The sequence below is a fragment of the Bacillus cereus group sp. MYBK139-1 genome (genome assembly GCF_051916915.1).
GTDB classification, from domain to species: Bacteria; Bacillota; Bacilli; order Bacillales; family Bacillaceae_G; genus Bacillus_A; species Bacillus_A pacificus.
On the sequence record NZ_JBQAHO010000007.1, the window covers coordinates 36,122 to 57,341 of the forward strand.

Consider the following 21,220-nt stretch of genomic DNA (forward strand, 5'->3'; position numbering starts at 1 on the left):
ATATTTGATTTAAATAAAGAAGGGACTTTTCAATATGACTTATAAAATGATTGTTTTAGATTTAGATGATACTTTATTACGTGACGACCATACTATTTCACCTCGCACGAAAGAAGCTCTAATGACTGCACAAGAACAAGGTGTAAAAGTTGTACTTGCTTCCGGACGTCCAACATTTGGTATGCGCAATGTAGCGAAAGAACTTCGTTTAGAAGAATACGGCAGTTTCATTCTATCTTTTAATGGCGCAAAAATTATTAACTGTAAAACAAACGAAGAAATCTTTAGTAGTACGCTATCTCCTGAAATCGTTCACAACCTATTTGAAATTAGTAAAACTGAAGATGTATGGATTCATACTTATATTGGCGATGATATCGTAACAGAAGAAAATAATCCTTATACTGAAATTGAGGGCGATATTACTGGTATGCCAATTGTTGTTGTAGATGACTTTAAGGCTGCTGTTAAAGAGCCAGTAGTAAAAGTATTAATGAATAAAGAGGCTGAACGCCTTGTTGAAGTAGAATCAAAACTACAAAAACAACTAGAAGGACAATTAAGCGTTATGCGTTCTAAACCATTCTTCTTAGAATTTACTGAAGCTGGTGTTACAAAAGGAACGAGCTTAAACCAACTGATTCAAAAACTTGGCATTAAGCGCGAAGAAGTTATCGCAATGGGCGATAGCTATAATGACCAAGCAATGATCGAATTCGCTGGTCTTGGTGTTGCAATGGGCAATGCACCTGATGATATTAAAAAAATTGCAAACTATGTAACAGATACAAATATGAACGATGGTGTAGCAAAGGTTGTAGAGAAGTTCGTACTAAAAAAAGAAGCACTTGTTTAATATTTCCACTCATAAAACCTATTTGAAGTCAAACACTTCAAATAGGTTTTTATTTAAATTACCATGCTTTTGTGACTATATTTTGAACTTTGCACTATTCTCGTAGTGTAAACTTTCTTTTTGTATATAATGAAACAAAATAGACTATTTTATTTTGAAAAAGAATACAAATTTACTATAAACAAGCATATGTTAAGGGAGGCCATTTTACATGTTATCTACACCAATCGGACGATTAAGAGCAATTGGACTTATTGAGGGGATTTCTTTCCTACTACTATTATTTGTAGCAATGCCATTAAAATATTTCGCAGGATTTGCAACAGCTGTTAAAATTACAGGCATGGCTCACGGTGTTTTATTTATTTTATTTATCTTCGCAGTAATTCAAGTAACAATCGTACACCGTAAATCAATTTTATGGGCACTTGGGGCATTCGTTTCATCGGTTATCCCATTTGGTACATTTGTACTAGATGCAAAATTAAAAAACGAGCAACAATAATGAAAAGGTAGTTAACGACTGTTAACTACCTTTTTTATTTACAAATTTGGAATTTCCCAATCAATTACTCTTTCGCCCATCTTAGCTAAAATCGTATTTACTTTAGAATATGGCTTACTACCAAAGAAACCACGTCTTGCCGATAATGGGCTTGGATGTACAGATTCGATAATATGATGATTCGGATTCGTAATTAACTTCTTCTTTGCCTGCGCATGGCGCCCCCACAATATGAAAATAACTGGCTTTTCACGTTCGTTCAACAGTTCAATCACACGATCTGTGAAATGCTCCCATCCTTTTCCCTTATGAGAATTTGCTTCGCCTTGACGAACTGTTAATACGGTATTTAGTAGTAATACTCCTTGTTCCGCCCATTTTACTAAATAACCGTTATTCGGGATTTCATAACCATATTCATCTCGAAGTTCTTTATACATATTTAACAATGATGGTGGTGTTTTAACACCAGGTTGTACAGAAAAGCTTAAACCATGCGCTTGATTCGGTCCATGATATGGATCTTGTCCTAAAATAACGACCTTTGTATTTTCATAACTTGTATACTCTAGAGCGTTAAAAATATCTTCTATCTTTGGGTAAACAACATGTGTACTGTACTCTTCTTTCAAAAAATCAGCTAGCTTACGATAATATTCTTTCTCAAATTCTGGTGCCAATAATGGCCCCCAATCATTTTTTAAAACATTTTCCATGCTTTCACTTCCCGTCTAATTAATTCACCATATCCTGTTTTGTAAATACTACAAACGAAATAATAAGGGAAACAACTGCCCAAACCGTTAAATTCATTAAAGAAAACTCCATCGATAAACCTTGTAATGCAGGTAGTTTTCCTGATAAATAATCCGTTAATGATAAATTCACACTAAAAATATATTTCGCGCCTTCCCAAGATGTTGCGAACGAGCTTAAAATACCGCCTGCAATTAATGCAGCTAGCATAACGCCCATACCAGCTGGTGTATTACGAATTAAAACAGAGACCATAAATGATATAGTTCCGACAACGATAGCAACAAACCAGGCTAGTCCATACGCCATTAGGATGTATTGCCACTGCGGAATAAGATGTACAAAATTCGTATTTAACGTTTCCTTATCAATAACGAATCCTGTTAAAACAGGTAAATTCCATCCCGAGTACCCAAATATAAGCCCTGATAGTATGTAAGCAAACAAACCTACAAGAAACAGTATGAGCGAAATGAAAAATAACATCGTTACGTATTTACTAAGGAGTATTTTCCAGCGCCGAATCGGCCGCGTAAGTAACATCTTCATCGTCCCATCACTTCGTTCTCCTGAAACGATATCAATGGCGACAATCATTACGAGAAGCGGAATAAATAACGTAATCCCTTGTTCAATAAATGCTCTGACAAAAGTCGGTGCACCCGGTGCCATCGGATTAATATCATGATCTAAATAATATTGTTGCTGCTCAACTCTTACCTTTAACCAATCACGCCATTCTTCTGGCAACCTAGAATTGTTCAACCGGTTCTGAGAATCAACAATTTGCTGTTGTAATGAAACCTTCCAATCAGTTGTACCGAGCCTTTTCTGTGTCGTCTCTATTTCACGATACTGCGCGTACACAAAAAGTGGGATCAAGATTGCTAAAATAAGCATGACAACAAAAATACGTTTCTTGCGGTAAATTTTTTCTGATTCATTTAAAACTAGATTCGCAAATTCACGCATGCTGCTCACCCCTTGTGAGTTCAATAAATAAATCTTCTAGCGTAAATACAAGTTCTTTAACGCTATGTACATCTATCCCGTTTTCTACAAAATGTTTATTCCAATTACTTATAGATGCGATATTCATACGGCATAGTAATCGATCACCTTCTATACTCACTTCTCTTACTTCCTCAGCATCTTCTAGCATATCTTTTGCTTTCCCAATCGGCGTAACAATCCATTCTACGCGGTCACTTGCTGTTTTAATTAACTCTTCAACCTTGGCAACTGTTATCATCTTTCCTTTATGAATAATAGCAACGCGATCACATATCATTTGCACTTCACTTAGCAAATGACTGGAAATAAATACGCTCATATTTTCTTCTTTCACAAGCTTATGTATAAATTCTCTAAGCTCTCTAATTCCAGCTGGATCTAAACCGTTTGTCGGCTCATCTAATATGAGCAATTTAGGATTTCCAAGAAGCGCTTGCGCAATACCAAGACGCTGTTTCATACCGAGTGAGTATGTTTTTACCTTATCGTGAATTCTTTCATCCAAATGAACCATTTGAGCAATTTCCATAATACGTTCATCTGATATACCACCTAACATACGGGCAAATTGCTTTAAATTTTCCCATCCAGTTAAATATGTATACAACTCTGGGTTTTCAACGATACTCCCAATTTGACGCATCGCTTCTCTGAAATTTTCCTTAATCGAATAACCACCTATAGAAATTGTACCTTCTGTCGCCTTAATTAATCCGACTAACATTCGAATGGTAGTCGTCTTTCCAGCACCATTTGGTCCTAGGAAGCCGAACACTTCTCCTTGCGTTACATCAAAGGAAATATTCTCTACAAGAGTCTTCTTTCCAATTACCTTCTTCACGTCTCGTACGGAAAGTATCGTCGTCATTTTACCCCTCCTTGTTCTAGTTTTAATCTACTTACAACATTTTGAACTAATCGGTCCGCCATATATGTATACCCTATTTCATTCGGATGGAAATGATCGGAGTATAATAAATCTTTCCCACGGTTTTGGAATAAATCAAATGTCGGTGTAATATACACATTTTTATTATTTACCGCCAATTTTTCTAAAGATGCATTCCAGTCTACAACAATGTTTGAAGACCCCTTTAAATCTTCTACATCTTCAAAAGGATTATATAAACCTAGCCAAAAAATTGGGCTATCTGTATTTAACTTACGAATTTCTTCTATAATTTTCTTCGCTTCATTTTGGAATGTTTCCGTATCAGGACGATACGTTTCTAAATCTATCTTTCCAAGCGATTCCCAGCCTGGAAATAAATCATTTCCTCCAATCGTTAAAACGATTACATCTGCTTGTTTAATTGAATATTGAGCGCCACTACTCTCAATTTGTTTTAATAAGTCAGGCATTTTCGCACCACTAACAGCTAAGTTCGTTAAGGCGACCTTTTGCTTATAATCTTTTTGTAAATCTTCTTTCATCCGTCCAATATAGCCAATTCCTTCTTTATCACCAACACCACGTGTTAATGAATCACCTAAACTAACGATTTGTAACGTTCCCGTTTTCTTTTTCTCCTTTGTCACTACATCGGTCTTTTTAATTAAATTTGAAGCTTTCGGATTTAATACATCATTTACACCTGAAACAAAGCCATATGCAAATAAACAGAAAGATGCAATTGTAATGAGTAGAATTACTTTAACTACTTTTGATCTCATATCAAAACCCCTTTTAGCCCTCATAGATTGTCCATAATTATACCAAACGCAATTTTGAAAAGCGATTTTCAAACCTTATCTATTATGTTGTTTCCCTATGTACTAATTGTGGCAATAACTCTACGTGCTTTATATCGATTTGCTTATCATTAATCTTTTCATATAATAATTTAAATGCCGTTGCGCCAACATTTTTACTACAATACGAAATCGTTGTAATGCCTAAAATATGTGCCACATCTTGATCATCACAACCGATAATCGTAATATCTTCTGGAATACGAATTCCTTGTTTTTTCGCTTCTGTTACCATTCCCGCTGCAATATGGTTGCAAGATACAAGAAACGCAGTTGGTTTTACTGACATAGAGGCCCATTCCCTAATTACATTACGCCCATCTTCCACCGTAAAACAGCCTTTAAACTTCCAGGCCTCTATTGGTGTTACAGCAATCTGTTGAAGCGAATCTTCATATGCTTGTTTTCTCCTTTGGCTATTAATACTGTTACTTCTTCCAATGCAATACCCAATACTTGTATGCCCCGCATCTATTAAGCTCTTCATCCCGCGCGAAAACACTTTATAATAATCAATATGCACACTCGAAATGTAGTTCGAGTCTATTTCTTCACACATAACAATAGGACCAAATTTCGTATATTCTTCGAGCTTTTCCTTACTATTTGCCCGCGAACATATAATAACCCCATCAAGCTTTTTCATTTTTAACATATTCAAAATTTCTAATTCTCTTTCCTCACTATAATTCGTCTGACAAAGCATCATATTATAATTATTCTTTGCTGTTTCCTTTGATATTCCCTCAATAATAGCACTATAATATTGGTCATTTACATGCGGTAATAAAACGCCAATGACATTCGTTTTCCCTTTCACTAAATGAATTGCATTCACATTTTGCGTATAGTTTAATTCTTCTATAATTGCTAAAATTTCTTTTCGCTTCTGTTCATTCACATATGGATGATTATTTAGTACACGTGAAACAGTTGAAACAGATACCCCAGCAAGTTCAGCAATCTTTCTTATATTCGTCATCTCATTTTCCCCTTCTCACAAAAATTCTCCCTTGACCTGGTAAGCTTTCCACAATATATCCTTTCCTAGCAAATACTTTTTGAAAGGATATACAACTATGTTTCGACTCAAATTAGAACATATATTTTTCATTAGCGGTCTACTTATTCTCGCCATCGGCATTAATATGATGACGACAATTACTTCCTTTGGACTTAGCCCTTATGATTCCTTCTTTATTGCACTATATCAAAATTTCGGGATAAGTATCGGTTTTTGGATTTTCATGATTAACTTTGCTTTTACCCTTATCGTACTCTTTTGGAATAAAAAACAAATTACGATCGGTACAATTGTAACAATGGTTCTTATTTCTCTTTTTGTTGATTGGATTGGTTCCATTACAACTATTATGGACGCTATCCGTTCTCTTCCAAAATATATAACACTTATTTGCGGAAATCTATTCGTTGGAGCTGGAATTGGCCTTTACGTCTCTACAAATCTTTGTGCAGCACCTCAAGAAGCTTTCGTTTTAACAGTTGCTGAGAAAAAGAAATGGACATTTAGAAGAACGGAAATTTCGTTAGCATTCTTATTTTTAACATTAAGCTTCTTATTAGATGGACCTATCTATTTTGGAACAATCATTTTATCCTTTACAACAGGCTGGATTATACAAGCATTTATTCAAGTTGGTACGAAGATTTTAAATAGAAAAGAGCCTATTAAGCAAGCTGCTTAATAGGCTCTTTCTGTTTTATGATACGAGATGCTACTTCGCATCCCCTTCAATTCGATAGTTTGCTTTCAAACAATCTATTTCTTCATACCCTTGCAACGTATGTAGAATATAATCATAATCAGCAAGAGAAGCTCGATGCGTTACAATTACAATTTCAGCTTTTCCTTTCTCTTCAAGTGGCATTTGAATAATTTTTTCAAAGCTAACGCCACGCTCAGAGAATAACGAAGTAATTTTTGCAAATACACCAATTTCATCTTTCACATGAAGTCTTAAAAATTTCTTCACAACAATTTCGTCTGGCTCTTTTAATACTTTTTGATATTGCGGGACTACAGCACTATTTCCTGTTACCCCTAATCTAATATTTTGCATTACAGCTACTAAATCGGAAACAACAGCTGTTGCTGTCGGTAAACTTCCTGCACCTGGTCCATAAAACATCGTTTCTCCAACTGCTTCACCATACACATATACAGCGTTATATTCGTTTTGCACGGCCGCAAGAGGATGTGTATTTGGGAGTAATGTCGGTTCAACTGTAACCTCTAATTTCTCACCATCTCGCTTCGCAAGACCGATTAATTTAATCGTGTATCCTAAACTCTTACTGTATTCAATATCTTCTTCTGTAATAGAAGTAATGCCTTTTACCTTCACATCTCCAAGCTCTACATTTGTAGAGAAACCAAGGGTAGCCAAAATCGTCATTTTTCTTGCTGCATCTAAACCTTCTACATCTGATGTTGGATCTGCTTCTGCAAATCCAAGTTGCTGAGCCTCTTTTAACACGTCGTTATATGCTCTCCCTTCATCTGACATTTTCGTCAAAATAAAATTTGTCGTTCCATTTACAATTCCCATTACTTTCGTAATAAGATCTGAAGAAAGTCCCTCTACGATACTTCGTAAAATCGGAATCCCTCCGGCTACACTTGCTTCATAAAACAAATCTGCTTTATTATCTTTTGCTACCGCTAACAGTTCCGCTCCATGTAACGCCATTAAATCTTTATTGGCAGTCACAACATGCTTCCCGCTTTGTAAAGCTTGTAAAATATATGATTTTGCGTCATCAATGCCACCCATCACTTCGATGACAACATCAATATTTGGATTATCTAAAATTTCATTTGCATTTTGCGTTAATAGAGTAGAAGGTACCTCTACTTCTCTCTCTTTTTCAATATTTTGTACTAGCACTTTCGTTACTTTTACAGGACAACCTACTTGGTGTATAAGTCGCTCTTGGTGATCTGTAATGATACGAACTACACCGCTACCAACTGTCCCAAGACCTAATAAGCCAACTTGAATTTCTTTCATAATACTGTCCACCCCTCAAAAATTGTGTTTAGATGAAATTATATGAGTAAAAAATCTGAAAAACAATATTTTTAGAACATTCGGAAAAATATAAGTTAAACATTACAAAGAAAACGTTGCCACGTGTTACACAATCTTTTTTTATAATACATAAGGGGTTTCTTGATACACGTAATAATTTAGCCAATTAGAGAATAATAGATTTCCATGGCTTCTCCACCTTACAAGCGGCTTCTCATTTGGATTATCATGCTTAAAATAGTTTTTTGGCACATCAATATTTAACCCTTTGTCACGATCTCGTTCGTATTCTTGCTTTAACGTATCACAACTATATTCACTATGACCGAGCGCAAACACTTGTCTTCCTTCTTGCCCAATAACAAGATGGACGCCCGCTTCCTCAGAGTTGGCTAATAACGTTAACTCCTTCACTTCTCTAATGTCACTCTCTCGTACTTCCGTATGACGAGAATGCGGGGCAAAAAATAACTCATCAAACCCTTGTAACAATTTCACATGTTGCTCACGAACTTCATGTTCAAATACACCAAACATTTTTTCCTTAAGAGGATACTTTTGAACACCATAATGATGATACAAACCAGCCTGTGCCCCCCAGCAAATATGAAGCGTAGATGTTACATTCGTTTTTGAATACTCCATAATACGTTTAAGCTCTTCCCAATAATCTACCTCTTCAAAAGAAAGGGTTTCAACTGGTGCTCCTGTAATAATGAGTCCATCAAATTTCTCATTCTCAATATCACGGAATGTTTTATAGAAACTCGTTAAATGTTCCTGTGCGACATTACGGGACAGGTGTGATTCCATATGAAGTAAATGTACATCTAATTGCAACGGTGTATTGCCAATTAAACGAAGTAATTGCGCTTCTGTTTCTTGCTTTGTAGGCATTAAGTTTAATATAGCAATTTTCAATGCACGGATATCTTGTGCTTCTGCTCGCTCTTTTGTCATTACAAAAATATTTTCCTCCTGCAACACTTTGCGAGCTGGCAAATCTTTATCAATTATGATCGGCATGTTGTTTGCCTCCGACTAGCGCTGCTTCTAAATCTGCAATAATATCCGAAACATCTTCTATACCAACTGATAAACGAATTAAATCTGATGTGACGCCAGCTAAGCGCTGATCTTCAACACTTAATTGTCTATGTGTTGTACTTGCGGGATGTATAACGCAAGTTCGCGCATCAGCCACGTGCGTTACGAGAGTTGCTAGTTTTACATTTGCGATAAATTCTTTTGCTGCTTCTAATCCTCCCTTAATGCCGAATGTTAAAACACCACTAGCACCTTTTTTCAAATACTTTTGTGCTAACGAGTAATTTTCATTACTATTTAATCCCGGATAATTCACCCATTCAATACGTTCATGATCAGCAAGCCACTTAGCAACTGCAAGAGCATTTTCACTATGACGCTCCATTCGTAAATGCAATGTTTCTAAGCCGATATTGCTAATATACGCATTAAATGGGCTCATACAGTTTCCGTAGTCTCTTAATAATTGAACACGTGCCTTCACAATATAAGCTGCTGCACCAAAATTTTGAACGTAACTTACGCCGTGATAACTCGGATCCGGTTCAACTAGTTCAGGATATTTCCCGTTTGTCCAATCGAAGTTCCCTCCGTCAATAACAATGCCACCTAACGAACTTGCATGACCATCAATATATTTCGTCGTAGAATGAACGATAATATTTGCTCCATGTTCAAATGCTTGGCATAAATAAGGAGTTGCTAATGTATTATCCACGATAAAAGGTACTTCCAATTCTTTCGCTGCATCTGAAAATTCTTTGAAATTTAAAACATTCATCGCCGGATTTCCTAGCGATTCTGCATAAACGAGTTTCGTCTTATCATTAGCAAGGGCCACAATTTCATCAGCAGTTAAATTCGGATTAAAGAATGTAACATCAATACCAAGCTTACGCAAACTCACTCCAAATAAATTAAATGTTCCGCCATACACTGTGGAAGAACAAAGCAAGTGGTCTCCGCTACTACAAATATTTAAAACAGCAAGCATAATAGCAGCCTGCCCAGAAGCCGTTGCAACAGCTCCTACGCCACCCTCTAAATCTGCTAGCTTTTGCTCAAATGCAGCTAAAGTAGGATTTCCAATACGCGTATATATATATCCTTCTGCCTCTAAATTAAATAAGGCTGCTAAATCATCCGAAGTATCGTATTTATACGTTGTACTTTGATAAAGCGGTAAAACACGCGGTTCACCATTCTTTGGCGTATAGCCACCTTGCACACAAATTGTTCCTTTCCCCCATGATTCTCCCATCTCTTATTCTCCTTTCTTTTATACAAAATAAAAAACTGCTCCTTTCCTGAAAACAAGAAAGGAGCAGTTTGAAAACACGCTCTAAAGGCTCTTTCTTATCTCTCAGGGTTATTACCTGCAGGATTTGGCACAATTCCGTTATACGGCTGTTGCCAAGGTTTCATCGGGCCTGTCCCTCCACCTTTTCTTGATAAGACTATGCAATTACCGTTGATTTTATAGCAATAATTTCCTAATGTCAATCAGTTTTTCTGAATGTTCTAAATTAACTACGAAGAATTTAATGTACATAACAAAAGAAATATATTCCATATTCATTTGAAAAAGACCTTTTAAAACCCTCAATTAATATATAGAATTAAATAAGTAGTTTAACTGTATACATTTCAGATTCTCACGAGACCTCAATATATTGAATAAGCCACCCTCTCAAAAAGATACTATACATATTCATTTCATTTCATTTCATTTCACAGTAGCATATTTAATCCTTTTGACATTAAAACTTATATAACGGAGGTATAACATGACAAACCAGAAAGACATGCACTATATACTCGCCCTATACGGCATTCTATTAGGCTCTATAGTCGGCGCAACAGTCTGGTTATTTTTAGTTACAATAAATATCGGCATTCACTTTATTTGGGGATACTTACCTACTATCTTCTCTTCTCCCCCGTATTACACCATTTGTGTAACAACTATCGGTGGTATTCTTGTTGGTTTAACTCAAAAATACTTCGGTACATATCCACGCCTTATGCCGGAAGTAATGAGTGAATATAAAAAAACAGGTAGAATTGAATACCGTTTCGTACATAAATCCACTTTAACTGCGATTATCGTTTTAATATTTGGAGCTAGCTTAGGTCCTGAAGCAGCACTTGTTGGCATTATCGGTGGGCTTTGTACATGGGTCGGGGATCGCTTTACATTCGCCTTAAAGGGAATGAATGAACTAACAGAAGTTGGGATTGGTGCTACTTTAAGTGTAATTTTTAACGCGCCATTATTCGGTTATTTAGCTCCAAGTGAAAATGAGGGAGAGCAAATTAACGAATTCTCTAAAGGAAAAAAAGCAATTGTATATTTGGCTACCACTTTCGCTGGTTTTTCCGTTTATTTATTACTTAGTAAATTTGATAATCGTGGATCCTTTATCGTTAATTTCGGAGAAGGTTCTCTTTCTCTTAATGAATGGATTGCATTTCTTCCACTTGCTAGTATTGGTGCTATAGTTGGATTCTTTTATTTCAAATTAGAGTTCACATTAGAGAAATTAATCCATCCCTTAAAAGAATACAAACTATCGCTTGGAATTATCGGTGGCATTTTATTAGGGATTGCAGGAACTTTTCTCCCATACACATTATTCTCCGGAGAACATCAATTAAAAGATTTAGTCGTTGAATGGAGCCATTTATCCTTCTGGGTACTACTTCTTTCAGGGGTTTTAAAATTATGTATTACTGCTGTTTGTTTAAATACAGGCTGGCGCGGTGGACATATTTTCCCAATTATATTTTCTGGGTCAAGTATCGGATATGCTATAGCGTCCATTGCCCCAATAGACCCAATCACTTCGGTCGCCATCGTCACGACAGCAATTTCAAGCTATGCACTAAGAAAACCAATTGCTATAACATTACTATTACTCATGTTTTTCCCGCTCAATTTACTATTACCGATGCTTGGGGCAGCAGCAATTGGTAATGCATTTCCACTTCCTAAAAATAACGAAACTATAAACGAATAAAAATAGGCAGTAGGGACAAAAGTTCCACTGCCTATTCTCATTACACATGTTGCTTCAATAACGCGTATAACTCTTCAAAATTTTGCACTTCATATGTTGGCACAATCCCGCTATTATTAAATTTCTTTTCTGGATTAAACCAACAAGTATCAATTCCCGCTACATATCCACCTTTCATATCAGCGCTTAACGAATCCCCAATAATGAGCCCTTCTTCAGGAGCAAAGTTAGGAATCCTTTCAAAAACATAATCAAAATACTCCTTCATCGGCTTTTGATAACCTGTATCTTCAGAAACGAAAATATCTTGAAACAAGGCATGTAATCCTGCATTACGTAATCGTTTATCTTGCGTCTTAGAAATACCGTTTGTCACTATATATAAATCGTACTCACTTTGAATTTGATTTATAAATTGTAACGCACCTTCCATGAGCTGATTTCCTTCTTCTAAGTAACTGCGATAATTATTTTCGAATAATATCCCATCTACTTCTTCCCCGTATTCTTTAAACAAAATTGAAAATCGTGTATTTACAACTTCATCACGATTTATTTCACCTTCTTCAAAAGCAGTCCAAAGACTTTTATTAATTTTTTTATATTGCGCTTCAATCTCGCTAGTTAGAGACATCCCTTTCTCTTCAAAAAGCATACGTAATGCCGCTTTTTCCGCCTTTTGAAAATCTAACAATGTATCATCTACATCGAATAATAATGTTTTATATTTTTTCATAAGCCCTTCACACTCTCTTTTCTACAAAAACAAATTTACATAAATCGTATCATTCTTTCTTGAAAAAATAATAGGAGATATCTCATACTAAACATGAGGTGAAAACATGAAAGTCAGCAAAAATAGCGAAGAAATCTCTCATTACATACAAACTTACAATTTCCATACTCTTTTTTCTTTTGATATCTTACCGTATGCTGAACTACATTCCTTTCAGAAAAGAGAAAAGATATGTAATGAAGGGGTCGATGTTCCTTATCTTTATTACTTAATTTCTGGGAAAGCAAAAATATATATGAGTCACAAAAACGGAAAAGTCTCCTTAATTAACTTTATTCAAGCACCTTCATTCATTGGGGAATTAGGATTAATTGGCGTAGAATCTGTTACGAAAACGGTGGAAGTAATTGAAAATTGTATATGCTTAGCGCTTCCTCTTAAAGATTGTCAGCATCTTTTGTTACAAGATGCTACCTTTCTACAGAAACTATGCAAATTTATCGGTGAGAAAACAATTACCCGAACAGAAAGTTATGCTAAAAATAATAGTTATCCGTTCGAAAATCGATTAGCGGCGTTTATTCTATTAACAGAACAAAATAACAGTTATACAGAAAAACATACCGAGGTTTCGGAATACTTAAATGTTAGCTACCGTCATCTTTTATATGTATTGAACCAGTTTTGCCAACAAAATTACTTAAGGAAAGATGGAAGAACCTATTACATACAAGATCGAATTCAGTTAGAAAAACTAGCTAACGAAATTCAAATATAAAAAAGTAGCATTAACTTTTATCTGTTAATGCTACTTTTTTTGAGTGACGATTCTATTTTCAATTAAAATTTACTTGCTACTTTAGCTGCTTCTTCAAGACCGGCTGCAATGATTTCTTCTGCTTTATCTGGGAATTGATTATGTCCTTCAATAACTACTGTTTCCATGTTTGTTGCACCGAAGAAGCCCATCATGCTTGCTACATATTTAACAGCCATTTCTACTTCAGCTGCTGGACCTTCAGAATATACGCCGCCACGCGCATTTAATAATGCAATCTTCTTATCCCCAATTAAACCAACTGGGCCTTCTGGCGTATATTTAAATGTTTTACCAGCTCGGTTTAAATAGTCAATATATGTGTGTAATACTGCTGGAATCGTTAAGTTCCATAATGGGAAACCGAAAACGACTTTATCAGCTTCTAGGAATTGATTTAAATACTTATCAGCAACTGCTACTGCTTTTGCTTCCTCTTCAGTTAAATCAAATCCTTTACCTGCTTTGAATGTACCATTAATCATATCTACGCCTACATATGGTAATTCTTCTTTATATAAATCAAGTTCTACTACTGTATCATTTGGATGTGCTTCTTTATAGTTCGCTAAAAATGCCTCGTATAATTTTACACTAACTGCTTGTTCCGCTGGGCGGTTGTTTGCCTTTACAAATAAAACTGTTGCCATTGTTTTTCCTCCTACTACTCACTCTTATGTTGTTATATGCTTTTAAAAAGGTATCCCTTGTAATTGTTGTTTTGTTGCTTACAAACATATTTTATCTTTATATCAAGACAATTTCGTCCTCACATAGACGTATTTTTCCATAAAAAAAGTCCACCTTCTAAAGGCGAACTAGGTCTTACGACTTTCGTCTTATACAATTCCATTTTTCACTGCATATAATGCCGCTTGCGTACGATCAGATAAATTCAACTTACTCAAAATACTACTTACATGAGCTTTTACCGTTTTTTCTGTAATAACTAAAACAGAAGCGATTTCTTTATTACTCATCCCTTTCGCTAATAGCTGCAATACTTCATTTTCTCTCGCTGTTAGCACATCCACTTGAATAGAAGGCTCTTCTTCCTTTTCCTCTACAGGTAATGTTTGAGAGAGAAGAGCATTTGCTATATCAGGATGTAATTGAATATTACCTTTATATGCACTTCGAATAGCCTCAACAAGCTGATCCGGTTCTACATCTTTTAAAATATACCCGCTTGCTCCAGCCCTTAACGCTGGTAACACATGCGCCTGATCAGAAAAGCTAGTTAATACAATTACTTTCACATCAGGATATTCTTTTTTAATACATGCTGTCGCCTCAACACCATCCATTTCAGGCATATATAAATCCATTAGTACAACATCAGGATTCGTCTCCCTTACTTTTATTAGTGCCTCTTTCCCATTACTTGCTTCTCCAACTAACTCTATATCTTCCTGTGTACTTAAGAAAAATGCTAATCCTTTTAAAACGACTGTATGATCATCCACTAACAATACTTTTATTTTCACAAACTTCCCTCATTTTCACATCATAATGGTACGTTTACTTTTACACTTGTTCTTTTTTTATCACTTACAACTTTAATTGTTCCACCGATTAATTCTACTCTTTCGCGCATCGTAGTCATGCCAAGTGATTTCTTCTCTTTTATATCCTTTTCTACAAAGCCGTTTCCTTGATCTACTATTTCTAATGATACATTCTTCTCCGTCACTTTGAAATAAATCGTCGCTTCTCTAACATTCGCATGCTTACTTACATTATTTAAAGCTTCTTGTCCAATTCTCCATAGCGCTTCCTCTACTACACGTGGTAAATCACGGACACCTGTAACTTGTTCCCGAATTTTCAATCCCAAACTTTCACCATATTGCTTTAAAGCTGGTAATAATCCTTTCTCTAAACCCGCTGGACGTAGTTGCCAAATTAACGTCCTCATTTCTTTTAAAGCTCCTTGCGCTAGTTCACGCATATCATGCAAAGATCGATCCACTTTTTCATTTTGACCTTTTAAAACTGCCTCAGCGCCTTTTGTCATAAAGGTTAACGAAAATAGCTTTTGTGAGACGGAATCATGTAAGTCCCTTGCTAACCGATTTCTTTCTTCCATTCGTACAAGTTCACGCCGTTGCTCATTTAATCTTAAATTTTCTATCACGAAGGAAATATGATTTGTAATTGCTTGAAGTACATCTATCGTATTCACATCAAATTCACCATTATTTGAACTAACACATAAAACACCAAATATGTGAGTTTGAATCTGTATTGGTGTAGCAATAACCGTCCTATTAGAGGCTACCTTATGACTGATTTGATGATTTAATAAAATAGGTTCACCTTTTTCTAATGCTTCTTTCGCTGCTTTTTTTATATCCTCTTGCAATTCTTCCTGGCAATAAGATGCCCGCAAGGATAATTCTTTCTCTTCCCTAATAAAGAATGCGACTTGATTCCACTGAAACACTTCACCTAATTGATCTACAACTTTTTCAGGCAATATATTAAATTGATGAATCGTTCTTAAAACTTGAATGAACCGTTCTAATTTCACATAATAATGTGCTCTTCGCTTTTCATTTTCATATAACTTTGCTCGTTTTAAAGCCGTTCCAATTTGGAAGGCAACTGATTGAAGCAATACTAATTCTTCTTCTGAAAAATGTGTTTTACCTGGGCTTGCCACATTTAACAAACCAAATTTTTCTCCTCCAGCCTTTAAAGGAACCGTAGCATGATGAAGAATTCCTTCTGTATCTCCCCAATTATATTCAATTGCATTATTAATTCTTTTACATTCAATAATATTAACAGCTCGTTCTAATTTTCCATCCACAAAGCCACGTAAACACCAACATTCCCCTTCACACATCGGACGTTTGTTTTCATATGTAAGTGCCTCCGGTAATTGATAATCAATTAATTTTGTATACCTACCATTTTCATCCGCAAGAAATATCCATCCTGTCGTTAAACCTGTTACACTCAGCAATTTTTCTAGTACTGCTTGCAATACATGATATGTATCATTTGATGTATTTAGTGTTTCTGCAATCTCTTTTAATATAACTAATTCATTTGTACGATTCTCTTGAAACATAATTCGTCTCCTACATACAAGATTTTACATAGTTCCTAACATAAATCATCTACTTTTCACTTTGTACTTATTCGTAACATTGATATAATGGTGAAAACATAGTTTTCATTATATCACCTGAGGGGGCTTTTCATAATGACATTAAATAAAGCACTTACTATCGCTGGTTCTGACACAAGTGGCGGTGCTGGTATACAAGCAGATTTAAAAACATTCCAAGAACTTGGTGTGTACGGAATGACATCTCTTACGACAATCGTAACGATGGATCCACATAACGGTTGGGCACATAACGTATTCCCAATCCCAGCTTCTACATTAAAACCACAATTAGAAACGACAATTGAGGGCGTTGGCGTAGATGCTTTAAAAACAGGTATGCTTGGATCAGTAGAAATTATCGAAATGGTTGCAGAAACAATCGAAAAACATAATTTCAAAAATGTAGTAGTTGACCCTGTTATGGTATGTAAAGGTGCTGATGAAGCATTACATCCTGAAACGAATGATTGCTTACGTGACGTTCTTGTTCCAAAGGCATTAGTTGTCACACCAAACTTATTTGAAGCTTACCAATTAAGTGGCGTAAAGATTAATTCTCTTGAAGACATGAAAGAAGCAGCGAAAAAAATCCATGCTTTAGGTGCGAAATATGTCCTAATTAAAGGCGGTAGCAAGCTTGGTACCGAAACTGCAATCGACGTCCTATATGATGGAGAGACATTCGACATTCTAGAATCAGAAAAAATTGATACGACAAATACACACGGCGCAGGTTGCACATATTCTGCGGCAATTACAGCAGAACTTGCAAAAGGAAAACCTGTGAAAGAAGCAGTAAAAACTGCTAAAGAATTTATCACAGCTGCTATCCGTTATTCATTCAAGATCAACGAATACGTAGGCCCAACACATCACGGTGCATATCGTAAATTCGTTGTATCAAAAGAGCTTGTCTAACCTATAAATAAAAACACCCACAGAGTGTGTATTTTCCCTCTCTGTGGGTGTTTTTATTTATAAGCTCTTCTGGTCATCTTATCTTTAAGATGCAGAACTAACCTGATTTCTACCATTTCTTTTGGAGTAATATAATGCATCATCAGCAGCTTGAATAAATTGCTCTGGTGATTCTTCATATACTGAAACGCCTACTGAAACTGTAATTTTTATTTTTGCTCCATTTAACAATTGGAATGAATGGTTTTCAACAGCTGTGCGAACCTTTTCCCCCGTATGCATTCCGTAAGCTAATCCCTTCTTTGGTATCAAAAGCGCGAACTCTTCTCCACCTTTTCGAAAGGACAAATTTGGGAACGGTGAAACTTCCCTTAAAATACAACCTATTTGTTTTAACACTTCATCTCCTGCAGGATGCCCATACGTATCATTTACACACTTAAAGTGATCAATATCTATAAGTAGTAAACAAAGTGAATCATTTTTCATACGCTTATTACCAATATGATGATTCATTTCTAAATCAAACTGCCTTACATTTCCTAAACCTGTCAATGCATCTATCGTTGCATATTGCTTCATCTTTTGAAATAACTCATTGGATTGTAATACATAATTTGTGCTTATGAATGTTATGTAGCCTGTAATAACACTAGAAACCAAATATAATCCCACTATGTAAATATCTTTAATTAGCCATATATATAGTGAGGGAATTAGAATAGATAAAATATATGTATGTAGCCATACCCATTTTTCTCCTAGAGAAAGGTTTAGACGCGAAATAAAGATACTACCTATCCCTATCGCAATAATTGTATAAAAAGCTACTTGAGAAGCTAATGAATAATCCATAAATACTAACCTAGTTACTAAAATCATACTAACAGCTATAGTACTCGCTATTGGGCCACCAATTATAACGGCTAGAATAACAGCTAAGTAGCGTAAATCCAATAGGATGGTACCAACATGAACACCGAAATACATTAGTAATATACCTAATATTCCAGTAAGAATACCTACTACACATTTCTGCCAAAAAGAGAACCCTTCTTCTAACGGTTTATCTCTTAAAAGCTGACCTCCAATAAAAATAAAGGAAAGAATAATGGTTGTGTTTACAAATAAGTCCCTTAACATAAAATAATCTCCCTACTTTTCTATCTATCCCTTTCCTTATTTTATTGTATACGAAATACCTATAATTCCCAAAGCTTTTTATTTATTTTTTGCTGTTCCACGTGAAACAGCAAAAAATAAAAAGGACGAAAATTCGTCCTTTTCACTAACAACAGCGCGAGATTTTTCCGCCCTTTGCATTAAATCTTGCTTCTTGCGCTTCTGCAAAAAATTGTTTTTGACATACAACTTCTTCTTCTGGATGATGCTTTTTCATATGCTCTACATATGTTTCATAGCTTGGTACCCCAACAAGTAAGCTAATAAAGTGTTTCCTTTGTCCCCATACTTGCCGTAGTCTTTTAAGCATAGTTCCTCGACTCACTTTCATCTCTAGGGATATATGGTGCCTCTTTTAGTGGCATCGGCTTATTTCTTAATACTTGAATCCAAATTCGAATTGCAGAAATTAATACAGCGATTACAACAATCATAAAAATCCCACAAAGTGCCGCATCAATATAATCATTGAAAATAATTTGCTTCATTTGGGCCACATTTTTAGCTGGCGCTAACACTTTCCCTTCATCTAATGCTCCTTGAAACACCTTTGCATGGGATAGAAATCCTATTTTAGGGTTTTCATGAAATAGCTTTTGATAACCCGCTGTCATCGTTACAATAAGCAATCCGACAGTTGGAATAAGCGTCACCCAAACATATGCCTTTTTTCCCATTTTGAATAAAATTGTCGTTCCAAGTAATAATGCAATACCTGCTAACATTTGATTTGCAATACCGAAAAGTGGCCATAATGTATTAATTCCACCAAGCGGATCAACTACCCCTTGATATAAGAAATAACCCCATCCTAATACACATAACGTTGTAGCTATTACATTCGCTAATGTAGAATCCGTTTTCCCAAATGGCTTATATACATGCCCTAAAATATCTTGAATCATAAATCGGCCGACACGCGTTCCAGCATCAATTGTTGTTAAAATGAATAGCGCTTCAAAGAGAATCGCAAAATGATACCAAAATGCCATCATGGCCGTTCCACCTATTACTTGTGAGAAAATATATGCCATACCTATCGCTAACGTTGGCGCACCACCTGTACGTGATAAAATCGTTTGCTCTCCAACGTTTACAGCGAGATCTTTTAGTTCGTTTGGTGTAATAGCAAATCCCCATGAGGAAATAACTTGAGCTGCCTGCGAGACATCTGTACCGATAAGTGCTGCAGGACTATTAATTGCAAAATACGTTCCCGGTGTTAATACACAAGCTGCAATCATCGCCATGGCCGCTACAAACGACTCCATTAACATTGCTCCATAACCGATTGGCTGTGCGTGTCCCTCTTGCTCAATCATCTTCGGCGTCGTACCTGATGAAACAAGAGCATGGAATCCAGACACTGCACCACAAGCAATAGTAATAAATAAGAACGGGAATAAGTTTCCAGAGAACACAGGACCAGTTCCATCAATAAATTTCGAAACTGCTGGCATTTGTAAATCTGGTGCTACAATTAAAATACCAATTGCTAATCCTACAATTGTTCCGACTTTTAAAAATGTACTTAAATAATCACGTGGTGCTAAAAGCATCCAAACTGGTAATGCCGATGCGATAAATCCATAAACAATAAGCATAATAGCAATTGTTTCTCCGCTAAACGTGAACATACTTGCAAGCGCTGGATTTTCCGCTACATACTGCCCTCCAATAAGAGACAGTATAAGTAGGATAATTCCGATTACTGAACCTTCACCAACTCGTCCGGGCCTAATGTAGCGCATATATACTCCCATTAAAATAGCAATAGGAATCGTTGCTGCTATCGTAAACATTCCCCAAGGGCTTCCGACAAGCGCCTTTACTACTACTAATGCTAATACTGCTAATAAAATAATCATAATGCCTAAAATACCAATCATTGCAATAAGTCCTGTAACAGGACCAATCTCATCTTTAATCATTTCACCTAGAGATTTACCATTACGTCTCATCGAAGCAAATAAAATGACAAAATCTTGCACAGCTCCAGCGACAACTACCCCTACAATAATCCATATTGTCCCTGGCAAATATCCCATTTGTGCCGCCAAAATCGGTCCTACTAAAGGCCCAGCCCCAGCGATTGCTGCAAAATGATGCCCAAATAATACCCATTTATTTGTCGGAACATAATCTTTTCCATCATTTAATGTATGAGCTGGCGTTTGCCGATTATTATCTAAACCGAATACCTTTCTCGCTATAAATCTACTATAAAAGCGATAAGCAACTGCATACACACATACCGCTGCTACTAAGAGCCATACAGCATTAATAGTTTCACCTTGTGATAAAGCTATTACACCAAAAGCACCGGCTCCTACTGCTGCAATAACTCCCCAAAGTAAAATTGACTTCAATGTTCTCACATACAATCCCCCCAATACTATTTCTTAGTGGGATTGTACTAAATTTTCTGAATATTTAATTTGAA

General features: G+C 35.8%; 21 protein-coding genes and 1 riboswitch. Of the genes, 6 read left to right on the forward strand and 15 right to left on the reverse strand.

The annotated features are described in order from the left end of the window. Window positions 1-34 precede the first annotated feature (34 nt). Together ACTFRS_RS24925 and ACTFRS_RS24930 are read left to right on the forward strand one after the other, a co-directional pair. Window positions 35-856 carry a Cof-type HAD-IIB family hydrolase gene (locus ACTFRS_RS24925; protein ID WP_139868547.1) on the forward strand — a complete coding sequence of 274 codons (822 nt, stop codon included), beginning with the start codon at window positions 35-37 and terminating at the stop codon, window positions 854-856. A gap of 211 nt (window positions 857-1,067) precedes the next feature. Beyond that, a complete protein-coding gene (locus ACTFRS_RS24930; protein WP_000953390.1) occupies window positions 1,068-1,361 on the forward strand; it encodes a DUF3817 domain-containing protein in 294 nt (97 codons plus the stop codon). Window positions 1,362-1,399: 38 nt separating this feature from the next. On the opposite strand, the gene ACTFRS_RS24935 is transcribed toward ACTFRS_RS24930, so the two are convergent. Genes ACTFRS_RS24935 through ACTFRS_RS24955 form a run of 5 tightly spaced genes read right to left on the reverse strand, consistent with a single transcriptional unit; the run spans window position 1,400 to window position 5,865 of the window. Continuing rightward, on the reverse strand, window positions 1,400-2,077 hold the full coding sequence (locus ACTFRS_RS24935) for a uracil-DNA glycosylase (RefSeq protein ID WP_139868549.1): 678 nt from the start codon (window positions 2,075-2,077) through the stop codon (window positions 1,400-1,402). Window positions 2,078-2,096: 19 nt separating this feature from the next. Continuing rightward, window positions 2,097-3,089 (reverse strand): ABC transporter permease subunit, encoded by a 993-nt coding sequence (locus ACTFRS_RS24940; RefSeq protein WP_139868551.1) that lies wholly within the window; start codon window positions 3,087-3,089, stop codon window positions 2,097-2,099. Beyond that, on the reverse strand, window positions 3,082-3,999 hold the full coding sequence (locus ACTFRS_RS24945; RefSeq protein WP_139868553.1) for an ABC transporter ATP-binding protein: 918 nt from the start codon (window positions 3,997-3,999) through the stop codon (window positions 3,082-3,084). Before ACTFRS_RS24945 ends, ACTFRS_RS24940 begins: the two co-directional genes overlap by 8 nt. Beyond that, the gene (locus ACTFRS_RS24950; protein ID WP_205689062.1) at window positions 3,996-4,877 is read right to left on the reverse strand and encodes an SGNH/GDSL hydrolase family protein; all 882 of its coding nucleotides are present in this window, start codon (window positions 4,875-4,877) and stop codon (window positions 3,996-3,998) included. Before ACTFRS_RS24950 ends, ACTFRS_RS24945 begins: the two co-directional genes overlap by 4 nt. 10 nt (window positions 4,878-4,887) lie before the next feature. Beyond that, complete coding sequence (locus ACTFRS_RS24955) at window positions 4,888-5,865, reverse strand: LacI family DNA-binding transcriptional regulator (RefSeq protein WP_139868557.1); 978 nt, start codon at window positions 5,863-5,865, stop codon at window positions 4,888-4,890. Between the two features lie 97 nt (window positions 5,866-5,962). On the opposite strand from ACTFRS_RS24955, the gene ACTFRS_RS24960 reads away from it, so the two are divergent. After that, entirely contained in the window at window positions 5,963-6,589 is a 627-nt protein-coding gene (locus ACTFRS_RS24960; RefSeq protein WP_074608035.1) for a YczE/YyaS/YitT family protein, read from the forward strand. Window positions 6,590-6,619: 30 nt separating this feature from the next. Here ACTFRS_RS24960 and ACTFRS_RS24965 read toward each other — a convergent pair whose 3' ends face one another. The 3 genes from ACTFRS_RS24965 to ACTFRS_RS24975 form a co-directional block, all read right to left on the reverse strand. Beyond that, entirely contained in the window at window positions 6,620-7,915 is a 1,296-nt protein-coding gene (locus ACTFRS_RS24965) for a homoserine dehydrogenase (protein WP_016719037.1), read from the reverse strand. A 141-nt stretch (window positions 7,916-8,056) separates the two neighbouring features. Next, window positions 8,057-8,962: a homoserine O-acetyltransferase MetA gene (gene metA, locus ACTFRS_RS24970; protein ID WP_139868559.1), complete on the reverse strand. Its 906-nt coding sequence runs from the start codon at window positions 8,960-8,962 to the stop codon at window positions 8,057-8,059. Next, entirely contained in the window at window positions 8,946-10,244 is a 1,299-nt protein-coding gene (locus ACTFRS_RS24975) for a bifunctional O-acetylhomoserine aminocarboxypropyltransferase/cysteine synthase (protein ID WP_139868561.1), read from the reverse strand. Before ACTFRS_RS24975 ends, metA begins: the two co-directional genes overlap by 17 nt. Window positions 10,245-10,336: 92 nt before the next feature. Then, window positions 10,337-10,441: riboswitch (SAM riboswitch) on the reverse strand. A gap of 329 nt (window positions 10,442-10,770) precedes the next feature. Here ACTFRS_RS24975 and ACTFRS_RS24980 point away from each other — a divergent pair. Further along, a complete protein-coding gene (locus tag ACTFRS_RS24980; protein ID WP_440025319.1) occupies window positions 10,771-12,003 on the forward strand; it encodes a chloride channel protein in 1,233 nt (410 codons plus the stop codon). A 40-nt stretch (window positions 12,004-12,043) separates the two neighbouring features. Here the strand turns inward: ACTFRS_RS24980 and ACTFRS_RS24985 are convergent, their stop codons facing one another. Continuing rightward, complete coding sequence (locus tag ACTFRS_RS24985; protein ID WP_242293755.1) at window positions 12,044-12,739, reverse strand: YjjG family noncanonical pyrimidine nucleotidase; 696 nt, start codon at window positions 12,737-12,739, stop codon at window positions 12,044-12,046. A gap of 106 nt (window positions 12,740-12,845) precedes the next feature. Here ACTFRS_RS24985 and ACTFRS_RS24990 point away from each other — a divergent pair, with 106 nt between their 5' ends. Beyond that, on the forward strand, window positions 12,846-13,517 hold the full coding sequence (locus ACTFRS_RS24990; protein WP_139868567.1) for a transcriptional regulator YeiL: 672 nt from the start codon (window positions 12,846-12,848) through the stop codon (window positions 13,515-13,517). Window positions 13,518-13,579: 62 nt separating this feature from the next. Here the strand turns inward: ACTFRS_RS24990 and ACTFRS_RS24995 are convergent, their stop codons facing one another. From ACTFRS_RS24995 to ACTFRS_RS25005, 3 genes are all read right to left on the reverse strand, one after another. Beyond that, window positions 13,580-14,206 carry an FMN-dependent NADH-azoreductase gene (locus ACTFRS_RS24995; RefSeq protein ID WP_000246724.1) on the reverse strand — a complete coding sequence of 209 codons (627 nt, stop codon included), beginning with the start codon at window positions 14,204-14,206 and terminating at the stop codon, window positions 13,580-13,582. A gap of 189 nt (window positions 14,207-14,395) precedes the next feature. Continuing rightward, window positions 14,396-15,043, reverse strand: coding sequence for a response regulator (locus tag ACTFRS_RS25000; RefSeq protein ID WP_139868569.1), 648 nt, complete (start codon window positions 15,041-15,043; stop codon window positions 14,396-14,398). A gap of 20 nt (window positions 15,044-15,063) precedes the next feature. Next, window positions 15,064-16,635 (reverse strand): GAF domain-containing sensor histidine kinase, encoded by a 1,572-nt coding sequence (locus ACTFRS_RS25005; RefSeq protein ID WP_139868571.1) that lies wholly within the window; start codon window positions 16,633-16,635, stop codon window positions 15,064-15,066. Window positions 16,636-16,770: 135 nt separating this feature from the next. On the opposite strand from ACTFRS_RS25005, the gene pdxK reads away from it, so the two are divergent. Continuing rightward, the gene (gene pdxK / locus ACTFRS_RS25010; RefSeq protein WP_000174249.1) at window positions 16,771-17,595 is read left to right on the forward strand and encodes a pyridoxine/pyridoxal/pyridoxamine kinase; all 825 of its coding nucleotides are present in this window, start codon (window positions 16,771-16,773) and stop codon (window positions 17,593-17,595) included. Between the two features lie 84 nt (window positions 17,596-17,679). On the opposite strand, the gene ACTFRS_RS25015 is transcribed toward pdxK, so the two are convergent. The 3 genes from ACTFRS_RS25015 to cstA form a co-directional block, all read right to left on the reverse strand. Then, a complete protein-coding gene (locus tag ACTFRS_RS25015; protein WP_139868575.1) occupies window positions 17,680-18,738 on the reverse strand; it encodes a GGDEF domain-containing protein in 1,059 nt (352 codons plus the stop codon). Window positions 18,739-18,883: 145 nt separating this feature from the next. Further along, window positions 18,884-19,087 carry a YbdD/YjiX family protein gene (locus tag ACTFRS_RS25020; RefSeq protein ID WP_000919824.1) on the reverse strand — a complete coding sequence of 68 codons (204 nt, stop codon included), beginning with the start codon at window positions 19,085-19,087 and terminating at the stop codon, window positions 18,884-18,886. After that, window positions 19,080-21,155 (reverse strand): carbon starvation protein CstA, encoded by a 2,076-nt coding sequence (gene cstA / locus ACTFRS_RS25025; RefSeq protein WP_001259569.1) that lies wholly within the window; start codon window positions 21,153-21,155, stop codon window positions 19,080-19,082. Before cstA ends, ACTFRS_RS25020 begins: the two co-directional genes overlap by 8 nt. Window positions 21,156-21,220: the final 65 nt, after the last annotated feature.

Coding starts and splice junctions, on each gene's coding strand:
- ACTFRS_RS24925 (WP_139868547.1), top strand. CDS start 35: ATGACTTATAAAATGATTGTTTTAGATTTAGATGATACTTTATTACGT.
- ACTFRS_RS24930 (WP_000953390.1), top strand. CDS start 1,068: ATGTTATCTACACCAATCGGACGATTAAGAGCAATTGGACTTATTGAG.
- ACTFRS_RS24935 (WP_139868549.1), bottom strand. CDS start 2,077: ATGGAAAATGTTTTAAAAAATGATTGGGGGCCATTATTGGCACCAGAA.
- ACTFRS_RS24940 (WP_139868551.1), bottom strand. CDS start 3,089: ATGCGTGAATTTGCGAATCTAGTTTTAAATGAATCAGAAAAAATTTAC.
- ACTFRS_RS24945 (WP_139868553.1), bottom strand. CDS start 3,999: ATGACGACGATACTTTCCGTACGAGACGTGAAGAAGGTAATTGGAAAG.
- ACTFRS_RS24955 (WP_139868557.1), bottom strand. CDS start 5,865: ATGACGAATATAAGAAAGATTGCTGAACTTGCTGGGGTATCTGTTTCA.
- ACTFRS_RS24960 (WP_074608035.1), top strand. CDS start 5,963: ATGTTTCGACTCAAATTAGAACATATATTTTTCATTAGCGGTCTACTT.
- ACTFRS_RS24965 (WP_016719037.1), bottom strand. CDS start 7,915: ATGAAAGAAATTCAAGTTGGCTTATTAGGTCTTGGGACAGTTGGTAGC.
- metA (WP_139868559.1), bottom strand. CDS start 8,962: ATGCCGATCATAATTGATAAAGATTTGCCAGCTCGCAAAGTGTTGCAG.
- ACTFRS_RS24975 (WP_139868561.1), bottom strand. CDS start 10,244: ATGGGAGAATCATGGGGGAAAGGAACAATTTGTGTGCAAGGTGGCTAT.
- ACTFRS_RS24980 (WP_440025319.1), top strand. CDS start 10,771: ATGACAAACCAGAAAGACATGCACTATATACTCGCCCTATACGGCATT.
- ACTFRS_RS24985 (WP_242293755.1), bottom strand. CDS start 12,739: ATGAAAAAATATAAAACATTATTATTCGATGTAGATGATACATTGTTA.
- ACTFRS_RS24990 (WP_139868567.1), top strand. CDS start 12,846: ATGAAAGTCAGCAAAAATAGCGAAGAAATCTCTCATTACATACAAACT.
- ACTFRS_RS24995 (WP_000246724.1), bottom strand. CDS start 14,206: ATGGCAACAGTTTTATTTGTAAAGGCAAACAACCGCCCAGCGGAACAA.
- ACTFRS_RS25005 (WP_139868571.1), bottom strand. CDS start 16,635: ATGTTTCAAGAGAATCGTACAAATGAATTAGTTATATTAAAAGAGATT.
- pdxK (WP_000174249.1), top strand. CDS start 16,771: ATGACATTAAATAAAGCACTTACTATCGCTGGTTCTGACACAAGTGGC.
- ACTFRS_RS25015 (WP_139868575.1), bottom strand. CDS start 18,738: ATGTTAAGGGACTTATTTGTAAACACAACCATTATTCTTTCCTTTATT.
- ACTFRS_RS25020 (WP_000919824.1), bottom strand. CDS start 19,087: ATGCTTAAAAGACTACGGCAAGTATGGGGACAAAGGAAACACTTTATT.